This is a genomic window from Methylobacterium sp. C33D (assembly GCF_053345825.1).
This window is the reverse complement of sequence record NZ_JBKFAV010000049.1, coordinates 1-15,450: the sequence shown is the minus strand read 5'-3', so window position 1 is coordinate 15,450 and position 15,450 is coordinate 1. Positions and strand designations below refer to the sequence as shown.

Here is a 15,450-nt window from a genome sequence, read left to right as displayed (position 1 = left end):
GCGGATGGCCGTCAACCTCGTCCGCGCCGCCGTCCCGCACGTCCGGCCGCGCCTCCCGCTCGGTCAGCGCCTCGCGCTGCCCGACGGCCTCGTCCCGCTCCTGCAGCGGACCGGCTGGATGCTGGTCTCGGTCGGCTGCTTCGCCGGCCTCTGGGAGCTGCTCTGGGCGCTCGGCGTCGCCGACGCCAAGCTCCTGCCGCCGCCGCACATCTTCCTCGGCAACCTCGCCGAGCAGGCGCGCTTCTTCAACACCGCGCAGCGCTGGCAGATCGGCACCGGGATGAATACCGGCCCGAGCCCGGCCATGGCGGTGCTGATCACCGTGCTCGCCTCGACCGGCCGGGTGCTGGCCGGCCTCGCCCTGGCCGCGACCCTCTCGATCCTGGTCGGCGTGGGGATCCGCTACTTCAAGCTGTTCGAGCGGCTGACCCTGCCGACCATCACGCTCCTGGCGCCGGTCTCGCCGATCGCGTGGCTGCCGGTGGCGATCTTCATGTTCGGGATCGGCAACGCCCCGGCGATCTTCATGGTGTTCATCGCCCTGTTTTTCACGATGGTGCTCTCGACCATCCAGCAGATCGACGGGGTCAACCGGAACTACATCAACGTCGCCCGGACGATGGGGGCGACGAAGCGCCAGATCTACGCCCGGGTGATCGTGCCGGCGATCCTGCCGGGGCTGCTCGCGGTGCTGCGCCTCAACCTGTTCGGCGCCTGGATGGTAGTGCTCGTCGCCGAGGCGACCGGCGTCGGGTACGGGCTCGGACAGGTGATCATGCTGGCGCGCAACACCTTCAACCCGTCGCTGGTGTTCTTCACCATCACGCTGATCGGCCTCTTGGGCTTCGCCTTCGACCTGCTGTTCCGGCTGGTCCAGCGGCGGCTGCTGTACTGGCTGCCGCGCGACGCGGGAGCCTCCCTTGGCCTCTGATCCCGGATCCCAGGACGCCGTCTCGTGCCGCGGGGTCGCCAAGGTCTGGGCGGCCGGCACCGCCCGCGCCCACGAGGCGCTGCGCGACATCGACCTCACTGTCCGGCCCGGCGAGTTCGTGGTGTTCCTCGGCCCCTCGGGCTGCGGGAAGAGCACGCTGCTCTACCTGATCGCCGGGCTTGAGGCCGCCTCCGGGGGCGAGCTCCTGGCCTTCGGCGAGGCCGTCACCGGGCCGTCGCCGGAGCGCAGCCTGATCTTCCAGGAAACCTCGCTGCTGCCCTGGCTCAGCGTCTGGCAGAACGTCAGCTTCGGCCTGTCGCTGAAGGGCGTGCCGGAGGCGGAGCGCCGGAGCGTCGCCCGGGCGGCGCTCCAGCGGGTCGGCCTCGCCGAGGCCTTCGACAAACGGCCGGACGAACTCTCCGGCGGCATGCGCCAGCGCGTGGCGGTGGCGCGGGCGCTCGCCATGCGCCCGAAGGTGCTGCTGATGGACGAGCCCTTCGCGGCCCTCGACGTCCAGACCCGCCAGAAGATGCAGGACTTCCTGCTCGACGTCTGGCGCGACAGCGGCGCCTCGGTGCTGTTCGTGACCCACCACATCGACGAGGCGGTGGCGCTGGCCGACCGGGTGGTGGTGTTCACCGCGCGACCGGGGCGGATCAAGACGATCGTCCGCAACGACCTCCCCCGCCCGCGCGACCCGTTCTCCCCCGAGGCCGAGGCGCTGCGGCGCCACCTCACCGAGCTCCTGCGCGACGAGGTCGACCGGGCCTTCGCCGAGCAGGAAGCGCTCGCCTGACCCCCTTCCCAATCAAGACGGACCCAACCATGGCCACATCGCTGATCCGCAGCCGGCGGATGATCACCCGCACCCTCGACCACGACCGCTGGGAGGAGATCGCCGACGGCGCGGTCCTCCAGAAGGACGGGATCATCGCGGCGGTCGGCACCTACTCGGACCTGCACGCCCGCTATCCCGACGCCCCGGTGATCGGCTCGGGCCGCGAGATCCTGCTGCCGGGCTTCGTCAACGGCCACCACCATGTCGGCCTGACGCCGGTCCAGCTCGGCTCCCCCGACATGCCCCTGGAGCTGTGGTTCGTCACCCGCATGGTGGCGCGCAACCTGAACCTCTACCTCGACACCCTGTACTCGGCCTTCGAGATGGTCGGCTCCGGGATCACCACGGTCCAGCACATCCACGGCTGGATGCCCGGCAGCCTGGAGGAGGTCGAGGCACGCTCCAACGAGGTGCTGCGCGCCTATCGCGACATCGGCATGCGGGTCTCGTACTGCTTCGCGGTCCGTGACCAGAACCGCCTCGTCTACCAAGCGGACATGGACTTCGTGGCGAGCCTGCCGGCCTCGCTGCAGGACCCGATGAAGCGCTGGTTCGAGCGCTTCCAGATGTCCCTGGAGGACAATTTTTCGCTCTTCCGCAGCCTGCACAGCGGCCAGGCCGGCGCATCGCGGGCCAAGATCCAGCTCGCGCCCGCCAATCTGCACTGGTGCTCGGACGCGGCCCTCGAAGGGCTGGCCGGCCTGTCGGAATCCTACGACGTGCCGATGCACATGCACCTCGTCGAGACCGCCTACCAGAAGGCCTACGCCGAGAAGCGCGGCGGCGGGACCGCCCTGGAATACCTCGACCGGTTCGGCATGCTCGGGCCCCGCCTGACGCTCGGCCACGGGGTTTGGCTCAACGAGTCCGACATCGAGCGGGTGGCGGCGACCGGCACGTGCATCTGCCACAATTGCTCGTCGAATTTCCGGCTGCGCTCCGGCGTGGCTGCGCTCAACCGCTTCGAGGCGAAGGGCATCAATACGGCGATCGGCCTCGACGAGGCCGGCATCAACGACGACCGCGACATGCTGCAGGAGATGCGCCTCGTGCTGCGCGCCCACCGGGTGCCCGGCATGGACGAGGCCGACGTGCCGAGCATGGCGCAGGTGCTGCGCATGGCGACCGTCGGCGGCGCCCGCACCACCCCCTACGGCGACGGCTTGGGTACGATCGAGGTCGGCAAGGGCGCCGACATGGTCCTGATCGATTGGGACCAGATCGCCTACCCGTATCTCGACCCGGAGACGCCGCTCCTCGACGCGGTGATCCAGCGGGCCAAGACCGGCGGCGTCACCGCGGTGCTGTGCGAGGGCGAGGTGCTCTACGCGGACGGGCGCTTCACGCGGGTCGACCGCGACGCCGCCCTGAAGGCGCTGCATGACGACCTGTCGCGGGCGCTCTCGGACGACGAGGTCGAGCGGCGCCAGCTCTCGAAGGCGCTGCTGCCGCACGCGCGGCGCTTCTACGCCGACTACATCGACCCGTCGCGGCACGAGCCGTTCTACCGCCCGAGCTCGCGCGTCTGACGGCGCGGGCCCGGGCCGGGCCTCAGCGGACCAGGCAGGGCTTCTTGTTGTCGAAGGTCCAGCCGGGGATCAGGTACTGCATGGCGGCCGCGTCGTCGCGGGCGCCGAGGCCGTGGTCGCGGTAGAGGGCGTGGGCCGCCTCAACCGCCGACATGTCGAGCTCGATGCCGAGGCCCGGCCGCTCCGGCACCCGCACGAGGCCGCCGCGGATCGCCAGCGGCTCCCTGGTCAGGCGCTCGCCGTCCTGCCAGATCCAGTGGGTGTCGATCGCCGTGACGTTGCCGGGCGCCGCCGCGGCCACGTGGGTGAACATCGCGAGCGACACGTCGAAATGGTTGTTCGAGTGCGAGCCCCAGGTGAGGCCGTGATCGCGGCAGAGCTGGGCCACCCGGACCGAGCCGGCGAGCGTCCAGAAATGCGGGTCGGCCAGCGGGATGTCGACGGCGCCGAGCTGGATCGCGTGGTTCATCTGCCGCCAGTCGGTGGCGATCATGTTGGTGGCGGTGGGCAGGCCGGTGGCGCGGCGGAACTCCGCCATGATCTCGCGGCCCGAGAACCCGCCCTCGGCGCCGCAGGGATCCTCCGCGTAGGCCAGGACGTGGCCCTGGCCCTTGCACAGGCGGATCGCCTCCGCGAGGGACCACGCGCCGTTCGGGTCGAGCGTGACCCGCGCCTTGGGGAACCGCTCGTGGATCGCGGTGACGGCGGCGATCTCGTCCTCGCCGCGCAGCACGCCGCCCTTCAGCTTGAAGTCGTTGAAGCCGTACCGGTCGTAGGCGGCCTCGGCGAGCCGGGCGACGGCCTCGGGGGTCAGCGCCTCCTCGTCGCGCAGGCGGAACCAGCCGTCGCGGGCGGTCGGGGCGCGGTAGCCGAGATCCGTGCGGGTGCGGTCGCCGACGTAGAACAGGTAGCCCAGCATCTCGACGGCGTCGCGCTGCTGGCCCTCGCCCAGGAGGGCCGCCACCGGCACGTCGAGGTACTGGCCGAGCAGGTCGAGGAAGGCGGATTCGACCGCCGTCACCGCGTGGATGGTGATGCGCAGGTCGAAGGTCTGGAGGCCGCGGCCGCCGACGTCGCGGTCGGCGAAGCGGGTCCGCATGGCGCTGAGCACCGCGTTCCAGGCGCCGAGCGGCTGCCCGACCACGAGGTCTTGGGCATCCTCCAGGGTCTTGCGGATGCCCTCGCCGCCGGGGACCTCACCGAGGCCGGTGGCGCCGGTGGAATCGGTCAGGATCACGAGGTTGCGGGTGAAGTACGGCCCGTGCGCGCCCGAGAGGTTGAGGAGCATGCTGTCGTGGCCGGCCACCGGCACCACCGTCATGGCGGTCACGGTCGGCGTGTGGCGGGCGGCGTGGCGGCTCTCGTTCGACGTGACGTGATCCTTGGCGAGATCCTTGGCGTGATCCATGATATCCTCCTCGGGGCCCCCGGCCGGTCTGCGCCGGGCGCGAGGCGGGATCGTTGCGGGGCCGGTCCGGCCGGGGCCGGTCCGGCGGGCGGGTCAGTGGGCCTTGAGCTCGACGCGGCGGATCTCGCCGACCACCACGAGGTAGCAGAAGCAGGCGACGAGGGCGTTCAGGCCCACAAAGACCAGGGCGCCGTTGAACGAGCCCGTGCTCTGGACGATGTAGCCGATCGCGATCGGCGTGGTGATGCCGGCGGTGTTGCCGAAGGTGTTGAACAGGCCGCCCGAGAGGCCGCCGCTCTCCCGGGGCGAGGTGTCGGCGACGACCGCCCAGCCGAGGGCGCCGATGCCCTTGCCGAAGAAAGCGAGCGCCATCAGGCCGACCACGAGGGCGTCCGCCTGGACGTAGTTGCAGCCGATGATGCTCATCGACAGCAGCATGCCGCCGACGATCGGGATCTTGCGGGCCGCCGTCAGCGAGAAGCCGCGGCGCAGGAGCAGGTCGGAGATCACGCCCCCGAGGATGCCGCCGATGAAGCCGCAGAGCGCCGGCAGCACCGCCGCGAACCCGGCCTGCAGGATCGACAGGCCGCGCTCCTTGACGAGGTAGACCGGGAACCACGTCAGGAAGAAGTAGGTCAGCACGGTGATGCAGTACTGGCCGACATAGATGCCGAGCAGCATTCGGTTGGCGAGCAGCTGGCGCAGCGTCCGGCCGGCATCGCCCTGCCGGGTCCGGCTCTGGCCGTCCATGTCGAGCAGAGCGCCGCCGGCCTCGATGTAGTCCCGCTCCGCCTGGTTCATCGCCGGGTGGTTCTTCGGGCTGTCGACGACGCGCAGCCACACCACCGCGAAGACGATGCCGAGCAGGCCCATGCTGGTGAAGACGTGGTGCCAGCCGAAATTGTGGACGATCCACGCCATCAGCGGCGTGAACAGCACCGTGGCGAAGTACTGCGCCGAGTTGAAGAACGCCGAGGCCATGCCGCGCTCCCGCGTCGGGAACCACGCCGCGACGATCCGGGCATTGGCGGGGAAGACCGGCGCCTCGGTGAGGCCGACGGCGAGCCGCAGGGCGAAGAGCAGCACAACGGCGGTCAGGCCGGTGAAGAAGCCGACGGCGCCCTGGACCAGCGTGAAGCCCGACCACAGGGCGACGGCGGCGGCGTAGACCCACTTGACGCTGTAGCGATCGAGGAGCCAGCCGCCCGGGATCTGGGCGAGGACGTAGGACCACGCGAAGGCCGAGAAGACGTAGCCCATCTGGACCGGCGAGAGGCCGAGTTCCTTGGCCATGTCGGGCCCGGCGATCGAGATGGTCGCGCGGTCGGCGTAGTTGATCGTCGTGGCGGCGAACAGCATCGCCACGATCAGCAGGCGGACCCGGGTGCGGCGACCCGCGTCGGCGGCGTCGAGCAGGGTGCTCGGCGCGCCGGTCGAACTGGCACTCATGGACGTTCTCCCTGGCTGGTCGCCGCCCGGTTGATCCGGGGAGCGGGTCGTGGCCGCCGTTGGCTCGGCGGGTCCGTCTTGGGTGTCGAGGCGGGGGCTCAGCGGCGGTCGCCGATCAGGGCCGTCAGCTCGGCGCGCTCGGCCGCGTCGAGCTCGGTCAGCGGCGGCCGGACCGGGCCGGCGTGGCGGCCGACGGCGCTCATGCCGGCCTTGACGATCGAGACCGCGTAGCCCCGCTTGCGGTTGCGGATCGCGATGTACGGGAGGACGAAGGCGCGCAACTCCCGGTAGACCGCGTCGCGGTCCCGGCGGCGGACGCTGTCGTAGAAGGACAGGGCCCATTCGGGCAGGAAGTTGAAGATCGCCGAGGAGTAGGTGGTGACTCCCATCTCCAGGTACGGCAGCGCGAAGGTCTCGGCCGTGGGCAGACCGCCGATATAGGTCAGGCGGTCGCCCAGGGCGGCGTAGACCCGGGTCATCAGCTCGACGTCGCCGACCCCGTCCTTGAAGCCGACGAGGTTCGGGCAGCGCTCGCACAGGCCGGCCAGCGTCTGCTCGTTCAGCTGGGCGTTGGCGCGGTTGTAGACGATGACGCCGAGGGAGGTCGCGCGGCAGACCGCCTCGATATGGGCGGCGAGACCGCCCTGCTCGGAGCCGACAAGGTAGGGCGGCAGAAGCAGGATCCCGTCGGCGCCGGCGGCCTCGGCGGCCCGGGCCATCTCGACGGCCAGGGCGGTGCCCTGGCCGGCGGGCGCGATGACCGGGGTCCGGCCGCGGGTCTCCTCGACGGCGGCGCGCAGGACGCGGTCGATCTCGGCGGGCGTCAGCGAGAAGAATTCGCCGGTGCCGCCGGCGGCGAACAGGCCCGACACCTTGTAGTCGGCCAGCCGCCCGAGATTGTCTCGATAGGCGGTCTCATCGAAGCCGAGATCGTCGCGGAAATGCGTGACCGGGAAGGACAGCAGGCCGGAGCCCAGCACGCGCGCCATCTCGGCCGGGGTCATGCTCGCCATCGATTCTCTCCCTGGAACGCACCGTTCGGTGTCGCGACCGGGGTTAGGCGCCCGTGTTCAATGCGTCCAACGTTGATTTTGGCTGGATTATCCCGGATCCTGCATCAATGTTCGATCTCGGCCATGCCCGCAGCTTCGTCGCCGTCGCCGAGGAGATGCATTTCGGCAGGGCCGCGGCGCGGCTGAACCTGACCCAGTCGCCCCTGTCGCGGCAGATCCAGATGCTGGAGCTGACCCTGGGCGTGACGCTGCTGGAGCGGACCACCCGGGCGGTGCGCCTGACCCCGGCGGGCCGCACCTTCCTGGCGGAGGCCTACCGGGTGCTGGCGGCGGCCGAGAACGCGGCGCGCATCACCCGGCGCGCCGCCCTGGGCGAGAGCGGGGTGCTGCGGCTCAGCTTCACCGCCGCCTCGGCCTACCGGACGCTGCCGCAGGTCGTCGCCCATGTCCGCCGGACGCTGCCCGAGGTCGACCTCGTGCTGGAGGAGATGGTCTCGGACGAGCAGATCCTGGCGCTGGGCGAGAACCGCACCGATCTGGCGATCCTGCGGCCGGCCCCGATCCTGCAGGATCCGCAATCCGCGATCGCCACCGCGCCGCTGGCGCGCGAGCGGCTCCTGCTCGCGGTCCCGCGCGGGCACCGCCTCGCGACGGCGCGCGCGCCGACCCTGCGGGACCTCGACGGCGAGGCCTTCGTGACGTGGTCGCCCCGGGGCGGCCGCTACTTCATCGACCTGCTCGACCGTCTGTTCGAGACCGGGGGCGTGCAGCCGCGGATCGTGCAGCGGGTGAACCAGGTCCACGCGATGCTGGCCCTCGTCGGCGCCGGCATCGGCGTCGCGCTGGTGCCGGGCAGTGCCCGGGGCAACAGCATGGCCGACATCCGGCTCCGACCGATCGCCCTGCCGGCCACGACCGGGCCGGAACTGTGGCTCGCGTGGCGCAGCGACAACGCCAATCCGTGCCTGCCCTCGGTGCGGGCCGCGGCGCTGGAGACCGGCGAGGCGTGACCGCCGGCGCCGCCCTGGAAAGTCGGCGCGGCCGGCGATAGGCTGCGCGCCCGCTCCGCTTCCGGTCGCGCTGCCGGCCGGGGCCGCCCCTCCCGGATCAGGCAGGCACCATGAGAGTTTCGGCCGACCTCTGTATCGTGCCGATGGGCGTCGGCCCGTCGGTCTCGCCCTACGTGCGGGAGATCAAGGGGATCATCGAGTCGAGCGGGCTCACCGCCACGATGCATCCCAACGGCACGAACATCGAGGGCGAGCTGTCGGAGATCTGCGCGCTGGCGGAGCGGTGCGAGGCGAGGCTCGCCGAGCTCGGCGTCCAGCGGACCTTCTTCACGCTGATCTTCTCGACGCGCCGGGACAAGGACCAGTCGATGGCCGACAAGCTCGCCGCGGTCTCCTGACCGCGCCCCGATCGGCCCGCAATCCCGGGGCCCACGCCGCGGATCCGGTGATGCGGTGCCGGGGTCGACAGATCTCACGCCGACGGAGCGTCGGCATTCCGGGGCCGCCTTCGGCGCCCCGAAACGAGAGCGCCTGATCCTCTGGGAGGCCTGATCTCACCGAGGTCGGAACAGACCCAGGGCCGCTCTCGATCAGGTCGGCACGGTGACGTCAGCCGAGCCCGCGCCGGGTGAGGCGTGGGTCCCCTCTCCCGCACGGGAGAGGGGCGCGTTGCGGCTGTCTCGAACGTAGTTGCGTTCTCCAGGCCGGCGAGACGCGATCGGAGGCGGCCCTAGCCGTGGCAGGCGCAGCCGGCGTGCTCGCAGCCGGCGTGATCCTTGTGACCGTCCGCGCAGTCGTCGCAGCAATAGGCCTTGCCGTCCCGCGACACGGCCTTGGCGACCGGGATCACGCAGACGCAGTCCTGGCAGGCGCACTTCACCATCTCGACGTCGACGCTGGCCATGGTTTCCTCCTCCGGCAATTGGTCCACGAGTCGACGTTAGAGCCGCGCCACCGGCGAGGGAACCCGCCTGGGAGCGCGGTGACGCGCCCGTGATCCCATTCGCCCGCTCGCGCGTTCCCCCGGTCCGGTGCCCGCTGCGCCGGGTGGAGGGCGCCATGGCCGATCAGAACACCGACGACGTCCGGATCGAGCCCTACGACGGGCCGGCGGGCGGCTGGGGCTCGGCCCGCTCCCTCGTCGAGATCCTGACGCGTGAGGGCGTGCCGGTCACCGGCTCGGCGATGCTGCTCAAGCAGAACAAGCCGGACGGCTATATGTGCACGTCCTGCGCCTGGGCGAAGCCCGCCAAGCCGCTGGCATTCGAGTACTGCGAGAACGGCGCCAAGGCGACGGCCTGGGAGCAGACGCGCCGCCGCGCGACGCCGGACTTCTTCGCCGCGCACACCGTGACCGATCTCCTCGGCTGGAGCGACTACGCCCTGGAGGAGCAGGGCCGCCTGACCCACCCGATGCGCTACGACCCGGCGACGGACCGCTACCGGCCCGTCGCCTGGGCGGAGGCCCTGGCCGAGATCGGCCGGGAGCTGAAGGCGCTGCGCGCGCAGGACCCGCGCTCGGTGGTGTTCTACGCCTCCGGCCGCGCCTCGCTGGAGACGAGCTACATGTGGGCGCTGCTCGCCCGGCTCTACGGCAACAACAACCTGCCGGACTCCTCGAACATGTGCCACGAGCCGACCTCGGTAGCGCTGCCGCAGTCGATCGGGGCGCCGGTCGGCACGGTGCTGCTGGAGGATTTCGAGACCACGGACCTGATCTTCTTCTTCGGCCAGAACGTCGGGTCGAACTCGCCGCGGATGCTGCACCCGCTCCAGGAGGCGCGGCGCCGCGGCGCGCAGATCATCACCTTCAACCCGCTGCGCGAGCGCGGGCTGGAGCGCTTCACCGACCCGCAATCGCCGGTGGAGATGCTCACCCGCTCGTCCACGAAGATCTCGACGCAGTACCACCAGGTGAAGGCCGGCGGCGACCTCGCGGCGCTCACCGGCCTGTGCAAGGCGCTGCTCGCCCTCGACCGGGCCGCGGAGGCTGCCGGCCGGCCGCGGGTGCTCGACCACGCCTTCATCGCCGAGCACACACACGGCTTGGAGGCCTTCGTGACCTTCTGCGACGGGCAGGACTGGGGCGCGCTGGAGCGGCGCTCCGGCCTCACCCGGACCGCCCTGGAGGCCGCCGCCGGGGTCTACGCCCGCGCGAAGGCGGTGATCGGCATCTACGGGATGGGCCTGACGCAGCACCGCAAGGGCACCGAGACCGTCCGGATGCTGGTGAACTTGCTGCTCCTGCGCGGCAATATCGGGAAGCCCGGCGCCGGGATCTGCCCGGTGCGCGGCCACTCGAACGTGCAGGGCCAGCGCACCGTCGGAATCACCGAGAAACCCGAGTTGGCGCCCCTGGACAAGCTGCGGGAACTCTACGGCTTCGAGCCGCCGCGGGAGAAGGGCCTCAACACCGTCGAGACCTGCGAGGGCGTCCTCGACGGGCGCGTGAAGGCCTTCGTGGGGCTCGGCGGCAACTTCCTGCGGGCGATCCCCGACACCGCCCGGATGGAGCCGGCTTGGCGGCGGCAGCGGCTCACCGTGCAGATCTCGACCAAGCTCAACCGCTCGCACCTCGTCACCGGCGCCGTCGCCTACATCCTGCCCTGCCTGGGCCGGATCGAGATCGACCGGCAGGCGAGCGGCCCGCAGGCCGTGTCTATGGAGAGCTCCACCGCGCAGTTCCACGGGTCGCGGGGCGTGGCCGACCCGGTCGGGCCTCACCTGCGCTCCGAGCCCTGGATCGTGGCGGAGATCGCCAAGGCGGCCCTGCCGCCCAACCCCCGCATCGACTGGGACTCGTGGGTCGCCGACTACGCCCGGGTGCGCGACGCGATCGAGGCAACCTACCCGAGCGTGTTCCACGATCTGAACGGCCGCATGTTCCACCCGGGCGGCCTGCTGAAGCCGCTGGGCGCCCGCGACCGCAAGTGGGAGACCGACACCGGCAAAGCGAATTTCGCGGTCCCCGAGGGCCTGGAAGCCGACCCGGACCTTCCCGACCGCGGCCCGGAGGTGCTCGACCTGATCACGCTGCGGTCGAACGACCAGTTCAACACCACGGTCTACGGCTACGACGACCGCTTCCGCGGGGTGAAGGGCACCCGGGACGTGCTGTTCATGAACCGGCGGGACATCGCGCGGCTGGGCCTGAGGGACGGGCTCAGCGTCGACGTGGCGACCGAGGCCGACGACCATGTGACGCGGCGCGTGGGCGGCCTGCGGGTGATCGCCTACGACATCCCGGAGGGCAACTGCGCGGGGTACTATCCGGAGCTGAACGTCCTGCTGCCGCTCTGGCACCACGACGAGCAGTCCAAGACCCCGGCCGCGAAGGCGATCACGGTGCGGGTGACGGCCGCGACCGCCGCACCCTGAGCGGAGCGTCTGGCGTCTGGCGTCCGGTCGCGCGTTCCGGCAAGGAACGACCATGGACCAGGCGACTCCCCCCGACGCGCGACCGGACGCTCCGGCGGACTCGCGGCTGCGCGCGCTCGTCGGCCGGCTCGCCGCCGGAGCGCCCCTGCGGGAGCCGGGCGCGGACCTGTCGCAGCTGAGCGCCGGGCCGGGCGCCCTCGCGGCCGTCCCGGATGCCGGTCCCGGGCCCGACCCCGAATCCGGCGGCCTGACGCTCGTCGGCGCCGACCTGTCCCGCGCCCGCATGGAGGAGGCCGACCTCTCCGGCGCGAACCTGCGCGGGGCGAGCCTCACCGGCGCGGTCGGGCGCTCCACCCGCTTCACCGGAGCGATCCTGGAGGCGGCCGACCTGTCGGAGGCCGATCTCTCGGGAGCGGACTTCACCGGCATCGTCGCCGGGCAGGTGAGGTTCGCGGGAGCGATGCTGGAGGATGCCCGGTTCGGCCAGGCCGCGATGCGCTTCGCCGACCTGTCCGGCGCCCTCCTCGACGGCACCGACTTCGCCGGCGCCGATCTCTGGGGCGCCGACTTCTCCGGGGCGGACGCGGACGACACCGTCTTCCGCGGCGCGCGCCTCGACGAGGCCAAGCTCGGCGACGCCAACCTGACCCACGCGGATTTCGCCGAGGCCAGCCTGACCAAGGCGAGCCTCGCCGGGTCGCGGCTGCGCGGGGCGCACTTCACCGGCGCGAAGCTCGACGGCGCCGATCTCTCGGGGGCGGATCTCTCGGACACCGACCTCGTGCGGCTCAACCTCGCCACCTGCCGGCTGCGGCACGCCCGCTTCGCCGGCGCGTGGCTCAACGGCACGCGGATGAGCGTGGAGCAGCTCGGCGGCGCGGTCGGCGAGGAGGTGGCCGGCGCCTACGAGGCCGCCCAGGCGAGCTACCTCGCCCTGGAGCAGAACTGGAAGAGCATTGGCAGCCACGACGCGGCGAGCTGGGCCTACAAGCGCGGTCGCCGCATGGGCCGCTTCCACGCCGGGCAGCAGGCGCGCGCCGCCTGGTCCGACCGGGACTGGTCCGGGCTCCTGCGCCACGGCTACCGCTGGACCGCCGACCGCTTCGTCGAGTGGCTGTGCGATTACGGCGAGAGCCTGTCGCGCATCGCCCGCGCCTTCGCGCTGCTGATCGTGCTGTTCGGCGGGCTCTTCGGCCTGACCGGCGGCCTGTTCATCCTGGAGGGCCCGGACGCCGGGCCGACCTACAACCCGCTCGATCTCCTGAGCTACAGCGCGCTCAACATGATGACCGCGAACCCGCCGGAGATCGGCCTCAAGCCCACCGGCCGCGTCACCAACCTGCTGGTCGGCATCGAGGGCGGCGTCGGCATCATCCTGATGGGGCTCTACGGCTTCGTCCTGGGCAACCGCCTGCGCCGGTGAGGCCGACAGTCCCGGCGCCGCGTCCCCGGATCCGGGTCGCCCTCAGTCGTTCACGCTGAGCCGCTCGATGACGAGGCTCAGGTCCTTGCGCAGGGCGCGGATCTCCGGCTCGCTGAGTTCGAGCTGGCACATGACGCTCTCGCGGACCGAGACCGCGTCGGCGCGCAGGGCGGCACCCTCCGGCGTCAGGGCGATCTCGACCTCGCGCTCGTCGGACTGGCGCCGGGTCCGCAGCAGGAAACCCGCGCTCTCGAGACGCTTCAGCACCGGTGTCAGCGTGCCGGAATCGAGGCGCAGGCGCCGACCGATCTCCGAGACCGTGACGCCGTCCTGCTCCCACAGCACCAGCAGGACCAGGTATTGCGGATAAGTCAGTCCGAGCCGCTCGAGCAGCGGCCGGTACGACTTGGTCATCCGGTGCGCGGCAGCGTAGAGCGCGTAGCAGAGCTGATTATCGAGGAGCAGCGGATCCGTCTCCGGCAGCGCCTCAGCCGTATCGGCAATATACGCCATATCGTTCGCCCATCGCGGTCCACGCACCGCCACTCTCGACCGCGACCGCGGGTCCGTCATCATACCATAACATGGGATGCCGCCGCGCAAGCTCCGGGCATCCGGCCCGTTCCCTTAACAACCCGATGGGGTTCGTCTCGGGGTTCGCCCCCCGTCCGCGACGGGCGGGAGCGCCGCGAGGGTGTCGAGGAAGCCGGTCTCGTCCTCGAGCGTCCGGAGGTCCAGGCGGACGGTATCGTCGCGGATCCGGCCGATCACCGGCACCGGGAGCCGGCGCAGGTCCTCGGCGAGCCGCCGGCACCGCGCGCCCGCGCCGCGGCCGCCCGCCGAGGCCGGCGCCAGGACCAGGGCGGCGCTGGGCAGCGTCTCCACCGGCAGGGCGCCGGACCCGATCTGGCTGATGCAGTCGGCGACCGTCACCGTGGCGCGGCCGGCGAGTCGCTCCGCCACGGCGGGGGCGAGGCGCTCGGCCTGCGCGGCGATCGCGTCGCGCTGGCGGGTGAGGAGCCGCAGGGTCGGCAGCTCCGCGCGCAGCCGCTCGGGGTGCAGGTAGAGCCGCAGCACCGCCGCGAGGGCCGCGTAGGTCATCTTGTCGACGCGCAGGGCCCGCTTGAGCGGGTTCCTGCGCACGCGGGCGATCAGGTCCGTCCGGCCGGCCACGATGCCGCACTGGACCGCGCCGAGCAGCTTGTCGCCGCTGAAGGTGACGATGTCGGCCCGCTCCAGGGCGTCGCGGACCGTCGGTTCGGGGGGCAGCCCGTAGGCCGCGAGGTCGACGAGGCTGCCGCTGCCGAGATCGTCCGCCAGCGGCACGCCGCGTTCGCGGCAGAGGGCGTGGAGGGCGGCGGGATCCGCCGCCGCGGTGAAGCCCGCGATGGCGTAGTTGCTCGGATGCACCTTCATCACGAGGCCGGTGCGGGGCCCGAGGGCCTCCGCGTAGTCGCGCAGGTGGGTGCGGTTGGTGGTGCCGACCTCGCGCAGGCGGCAGCCGGCCCGCACCATCACGTCCGGCACCCGGAACGAGCCGCCGATCTCCACGAGCTCGCCGCGGGAGACCACCACCTCCTTGCGCATGGCGAGCGCGTTCAGGACCAGCAGCACCGCGGCGGCGTTGTTGTTGACCACCACCGCGGCCTCGGCGCCGGTCAGGCGGCAGATCAGGGCCTCGACATGGTCGTCCCGCTCGCCGCGGGCGCCGGTCTCGAGATCGAACTCGAGGTTGCTCGCCTGCACCATCACGGCGGCCACCGCCTCCGCGGCCGAGCGGGGCAGCAGGGCGCGGCCGAGATTGGTGTGCAGCACCGTCCCGGTCAGGTTGAGGACCGGCCGCAGGGACGGCCGGCGCTCGGCGGCGAGCCGCGCCGACGCCGCGGCCCGGATCGCCGCCGCGTCCGGGACGGGGCCGCCCCCGGCCCGGATCCCGGCCAGCACCGCCCGGACGGCGTCCGTGTAGGCCGTCCGCCCGTAGCTCTCGAGATCCCCCGGAGGGGCGGCGCCGACGAGGCGCTCCACCGCGGGGATCCGGCGCTGGGACGGCGCCGGGGCATCGGCCGGGCGGGTGGGGACGGGTCCGTTCATGTCGGACCAGAGATAACCATCCCGCGGCACGGAGCCAGCCCGTCGACGCGCGGAGAATGCGCGCAGGTTGTTCCGGTCCCGGCCCGACGGTAAGGGCAGGTCCTGAAATCGGCGTCCGAGAGTCCATCGCACCCGCGCGGGGCGGGCTCGGCCGCGCCGACCCCGCCGAGCCCTCTCGGGAGACGTCACCATGTCCCGACCTTCGATCCAGATCCACCCGATGATCCTGTGCGGCGGGACGGGGACGCGGCTTTGGCCGGCGTCGCGGGAGAGCATGCCCAAGCAGTTCGCCCGTCTGGTCGACGCCGAGCGCTCGACCTTCCAGGCGACGCTGGCGCGGGTGTCGGACGCCGCCGTCTTCGCCACGCCCACCGTCATCG

Annotated in this window: 14 protein-coding genes; 8 read left to right on the top strand and 6 right to left on the bottom strand. The window is 71.9% G+C overall.

Annotated elements, in window-relative coordinates; all coding sequences use genetic code 11:
* Positions 1–4: 4 nt before the first annotated feature.
* The 3 genes from ACLBXO_RS27780 to ACLBXO_RS27770 are packed head-to-tail and all read left to right on the top strand — an operon-like array spanning position 5 to position 3,298.
* Positions 5–931, top strand: coding sequence for an ABC transporter permease (locus ACLBXO_RS27780; protein WP_331312974.1), 927 nt, complete (start codon positions 5–7; stop codon positions 929–931).
* Complete coding sequence (locus ACLBXO_RS27775) at positions 921–1,727, top strand: ABC transporter ATP-binding protein (protein ID WP_331312975.1); 807 nt, start codon at positions 921–923, stop codon at positions 1,725–1,727. The genes ACLBXO_RS27780 and ACLBXO_RS27775 overlap by 11 nt, the downstream gene beginning before the upstream one ends.
* 29 nt (positions 1,728–1,756) lie before the next feature.
* On the top strand, positions 1,757–3,298 hold the full coding sequence (locus ACLBXO_RS27770; RefSeq protein ID WP_447687419.1) for an amidohydrolase family protein: 1,542 nt from the start codon (positions 1,757–1,759) through the stop codon (positions 3,296–3,298).
* 22 nt (positions 3,299–3,320) lie between these two features.
* On the opposite strand, the gene gudD is transcribed toward ACLBXO_RS27770, so the two are convergent.
* From gudD to kdgD, 3 genes are all read right to left on the bottom strand, one after another.
* Positions 3,321–4,706, bottom strand: coding sequence for a glucarate dehydratase (gene gudD, locus ACLBXO_RS27765; RefSeq protein ID WP_447687418.1), 1,386 nt, complete (start codon positions 4,704–4,706; stop codon positions 3,321–3,323).
* A gap of 93 nt (positions 4,707–4,799) precedes the next feature.
* Complete coding sequence (locus ACLBXO_RS27760) at positions 4,800–6,155, bottom strand: MFS transporter (protein WP_447687417.1); 1,356 nt, start codon at positions 6,153–6,155, stop codon at positions 4,800–4,802.
* A 98-nt stretch (positions 6,156–6,253) separates the two neighbouring features.
* Positions 6,254–7,168: a 5-dehydro-4-deoxyglucarate dehydratase gene (kdgD, locus tag ACLBXO_RS27755; RefSeq protein ID WP_447687416.1), complete on the bottom strand. Its 915-nt coding sequence runs from the start codon at positions 7,166–7,168 to the stop codon at positions 6,254–6,256.
* Between the two features lie 107 nt (positions 7,169–7,275).
* On the opposite strand from kdgD, the gene ACLBXO_RS27750 reads away from it, so the two are divergent.
* Positions 7,276–8,178 (top strand): LysR family transcriptional regulator, encoded by a 903-nt coding sequence (locus ACLBXO_RS27750; protein WP_331312979.1) that lies wholly within the window; start codon positions 7,276–7,278, stop codon positions 8,176–8,178.
* 110 nt (positions 8,179–8,288) lie between these two features.
* The gene (locus ACLBXO_RS27745; protein WP_012322049.1) at positions 8,289–8,576 is read left to right on the top strand and encodes an MTH1187 family thiamine-binding protein; all 288 of its coding nucleotides are present in this window, start codon (positions 8,289–8,291) and stop codon (positions 8,574–8,576) included.
* Positions 8,577–8,908: 332 nt separating this feature from the next.
* Here ACLBXO_RS27745 and ACLBXO_RS27740 read toward each other — a convergent pair whose 3' ends face one another.
* The gene (locus ACLBXO_RS27740) at positions 8,909–9,082 is read right to left on the bottom strand and encodes a metallothionein (RefSeq protein ID WP_012322048.1); all 174 of its coding nucleotides are present in this window, start codon (positions 9,080–9,082) and stop codon (positions 8,909–8,911) included.
* A gap of 155 nt (positions 9,083–9,237) precedes the next feature.
* Between ACLBXO_RS27740 and ACLBXO_RS27735 the strand changes: the two genes are divergently transcribed.
* Positions 9,238–11,556: an FdhF/YdeP family oxidoreductase gene (locus ACLBXO_RS27735; protein WP_447687415.1), complete on the top strand. Its 2,319-nt coding sequence runs from the start codon at positions 9,238–9,240 to the stop codon at positions 11,554–11,556.
* A gap of 52 nt (positions 11,557–11,608) precedes the next feature.
* Positions 11,609–12,979 (top strand): pentapeptide repeat-containing protein, encoded by a 1,371-nt coding sequence (locus ACLBXO_RS27730; RefSeq protein ID WP_331312982.1) that lies wholly within the window; start codon positions 11,609–11,611, stop codon positions 12,977–12,979.
* A 42-nt stretch (positions 12,980–13,021) separates the two neighbouring features.
* Here the strand turns inward: ACLBXO_RS27730 and ACLBXO_RS27725 are convergent, their stop codons facing one another.
* Together ACLBXO_RS27725 and selA are read right to left on the bottom strand one after the other, a co-directional pair.
* Positions 13,022–13,492 (bottom strand): MarR family winged helix-turn-helix transcriptional regulator, encoded by a 471-nt coding sequence (locus tag ACLBXO_RS27725; RefSeq protein WP_331312983.1) that lies wholly within the window; start codon positions 13,490–13,492, stop codon positions 13,022–13,024.
* A 114-nt stretch (positions 13,493–13,606) separates the two neighbouring features.
* The gene (gene selA / locus ACLBXO_RS27720) at positions 13,607–15,070 is read right to left on the bottom strand and encodes an L-seryl-tRNA(Sec) selenium transferase (protein ID WP_447687414.1); all 1,464 of its coding nucleotides are present in this window, start codon (positions 15,068–15,070) and stop codon (positions 13,607–13,609) included.
* A gap of 190 nt (positions 15,071–15,260) precedes the next feature.
* Between selA and ACLBXO_RS27715 the strand changes: the two genes are divergently transcribed.
* Positions 15,261–15,450: sugar phosphate nucleotidyltransferase (locus tag ACLBXO_RS27715; protein ID WP_447687413.1), on the top strand; the 190-nt coding region annotated here is incomplete at its 3' end.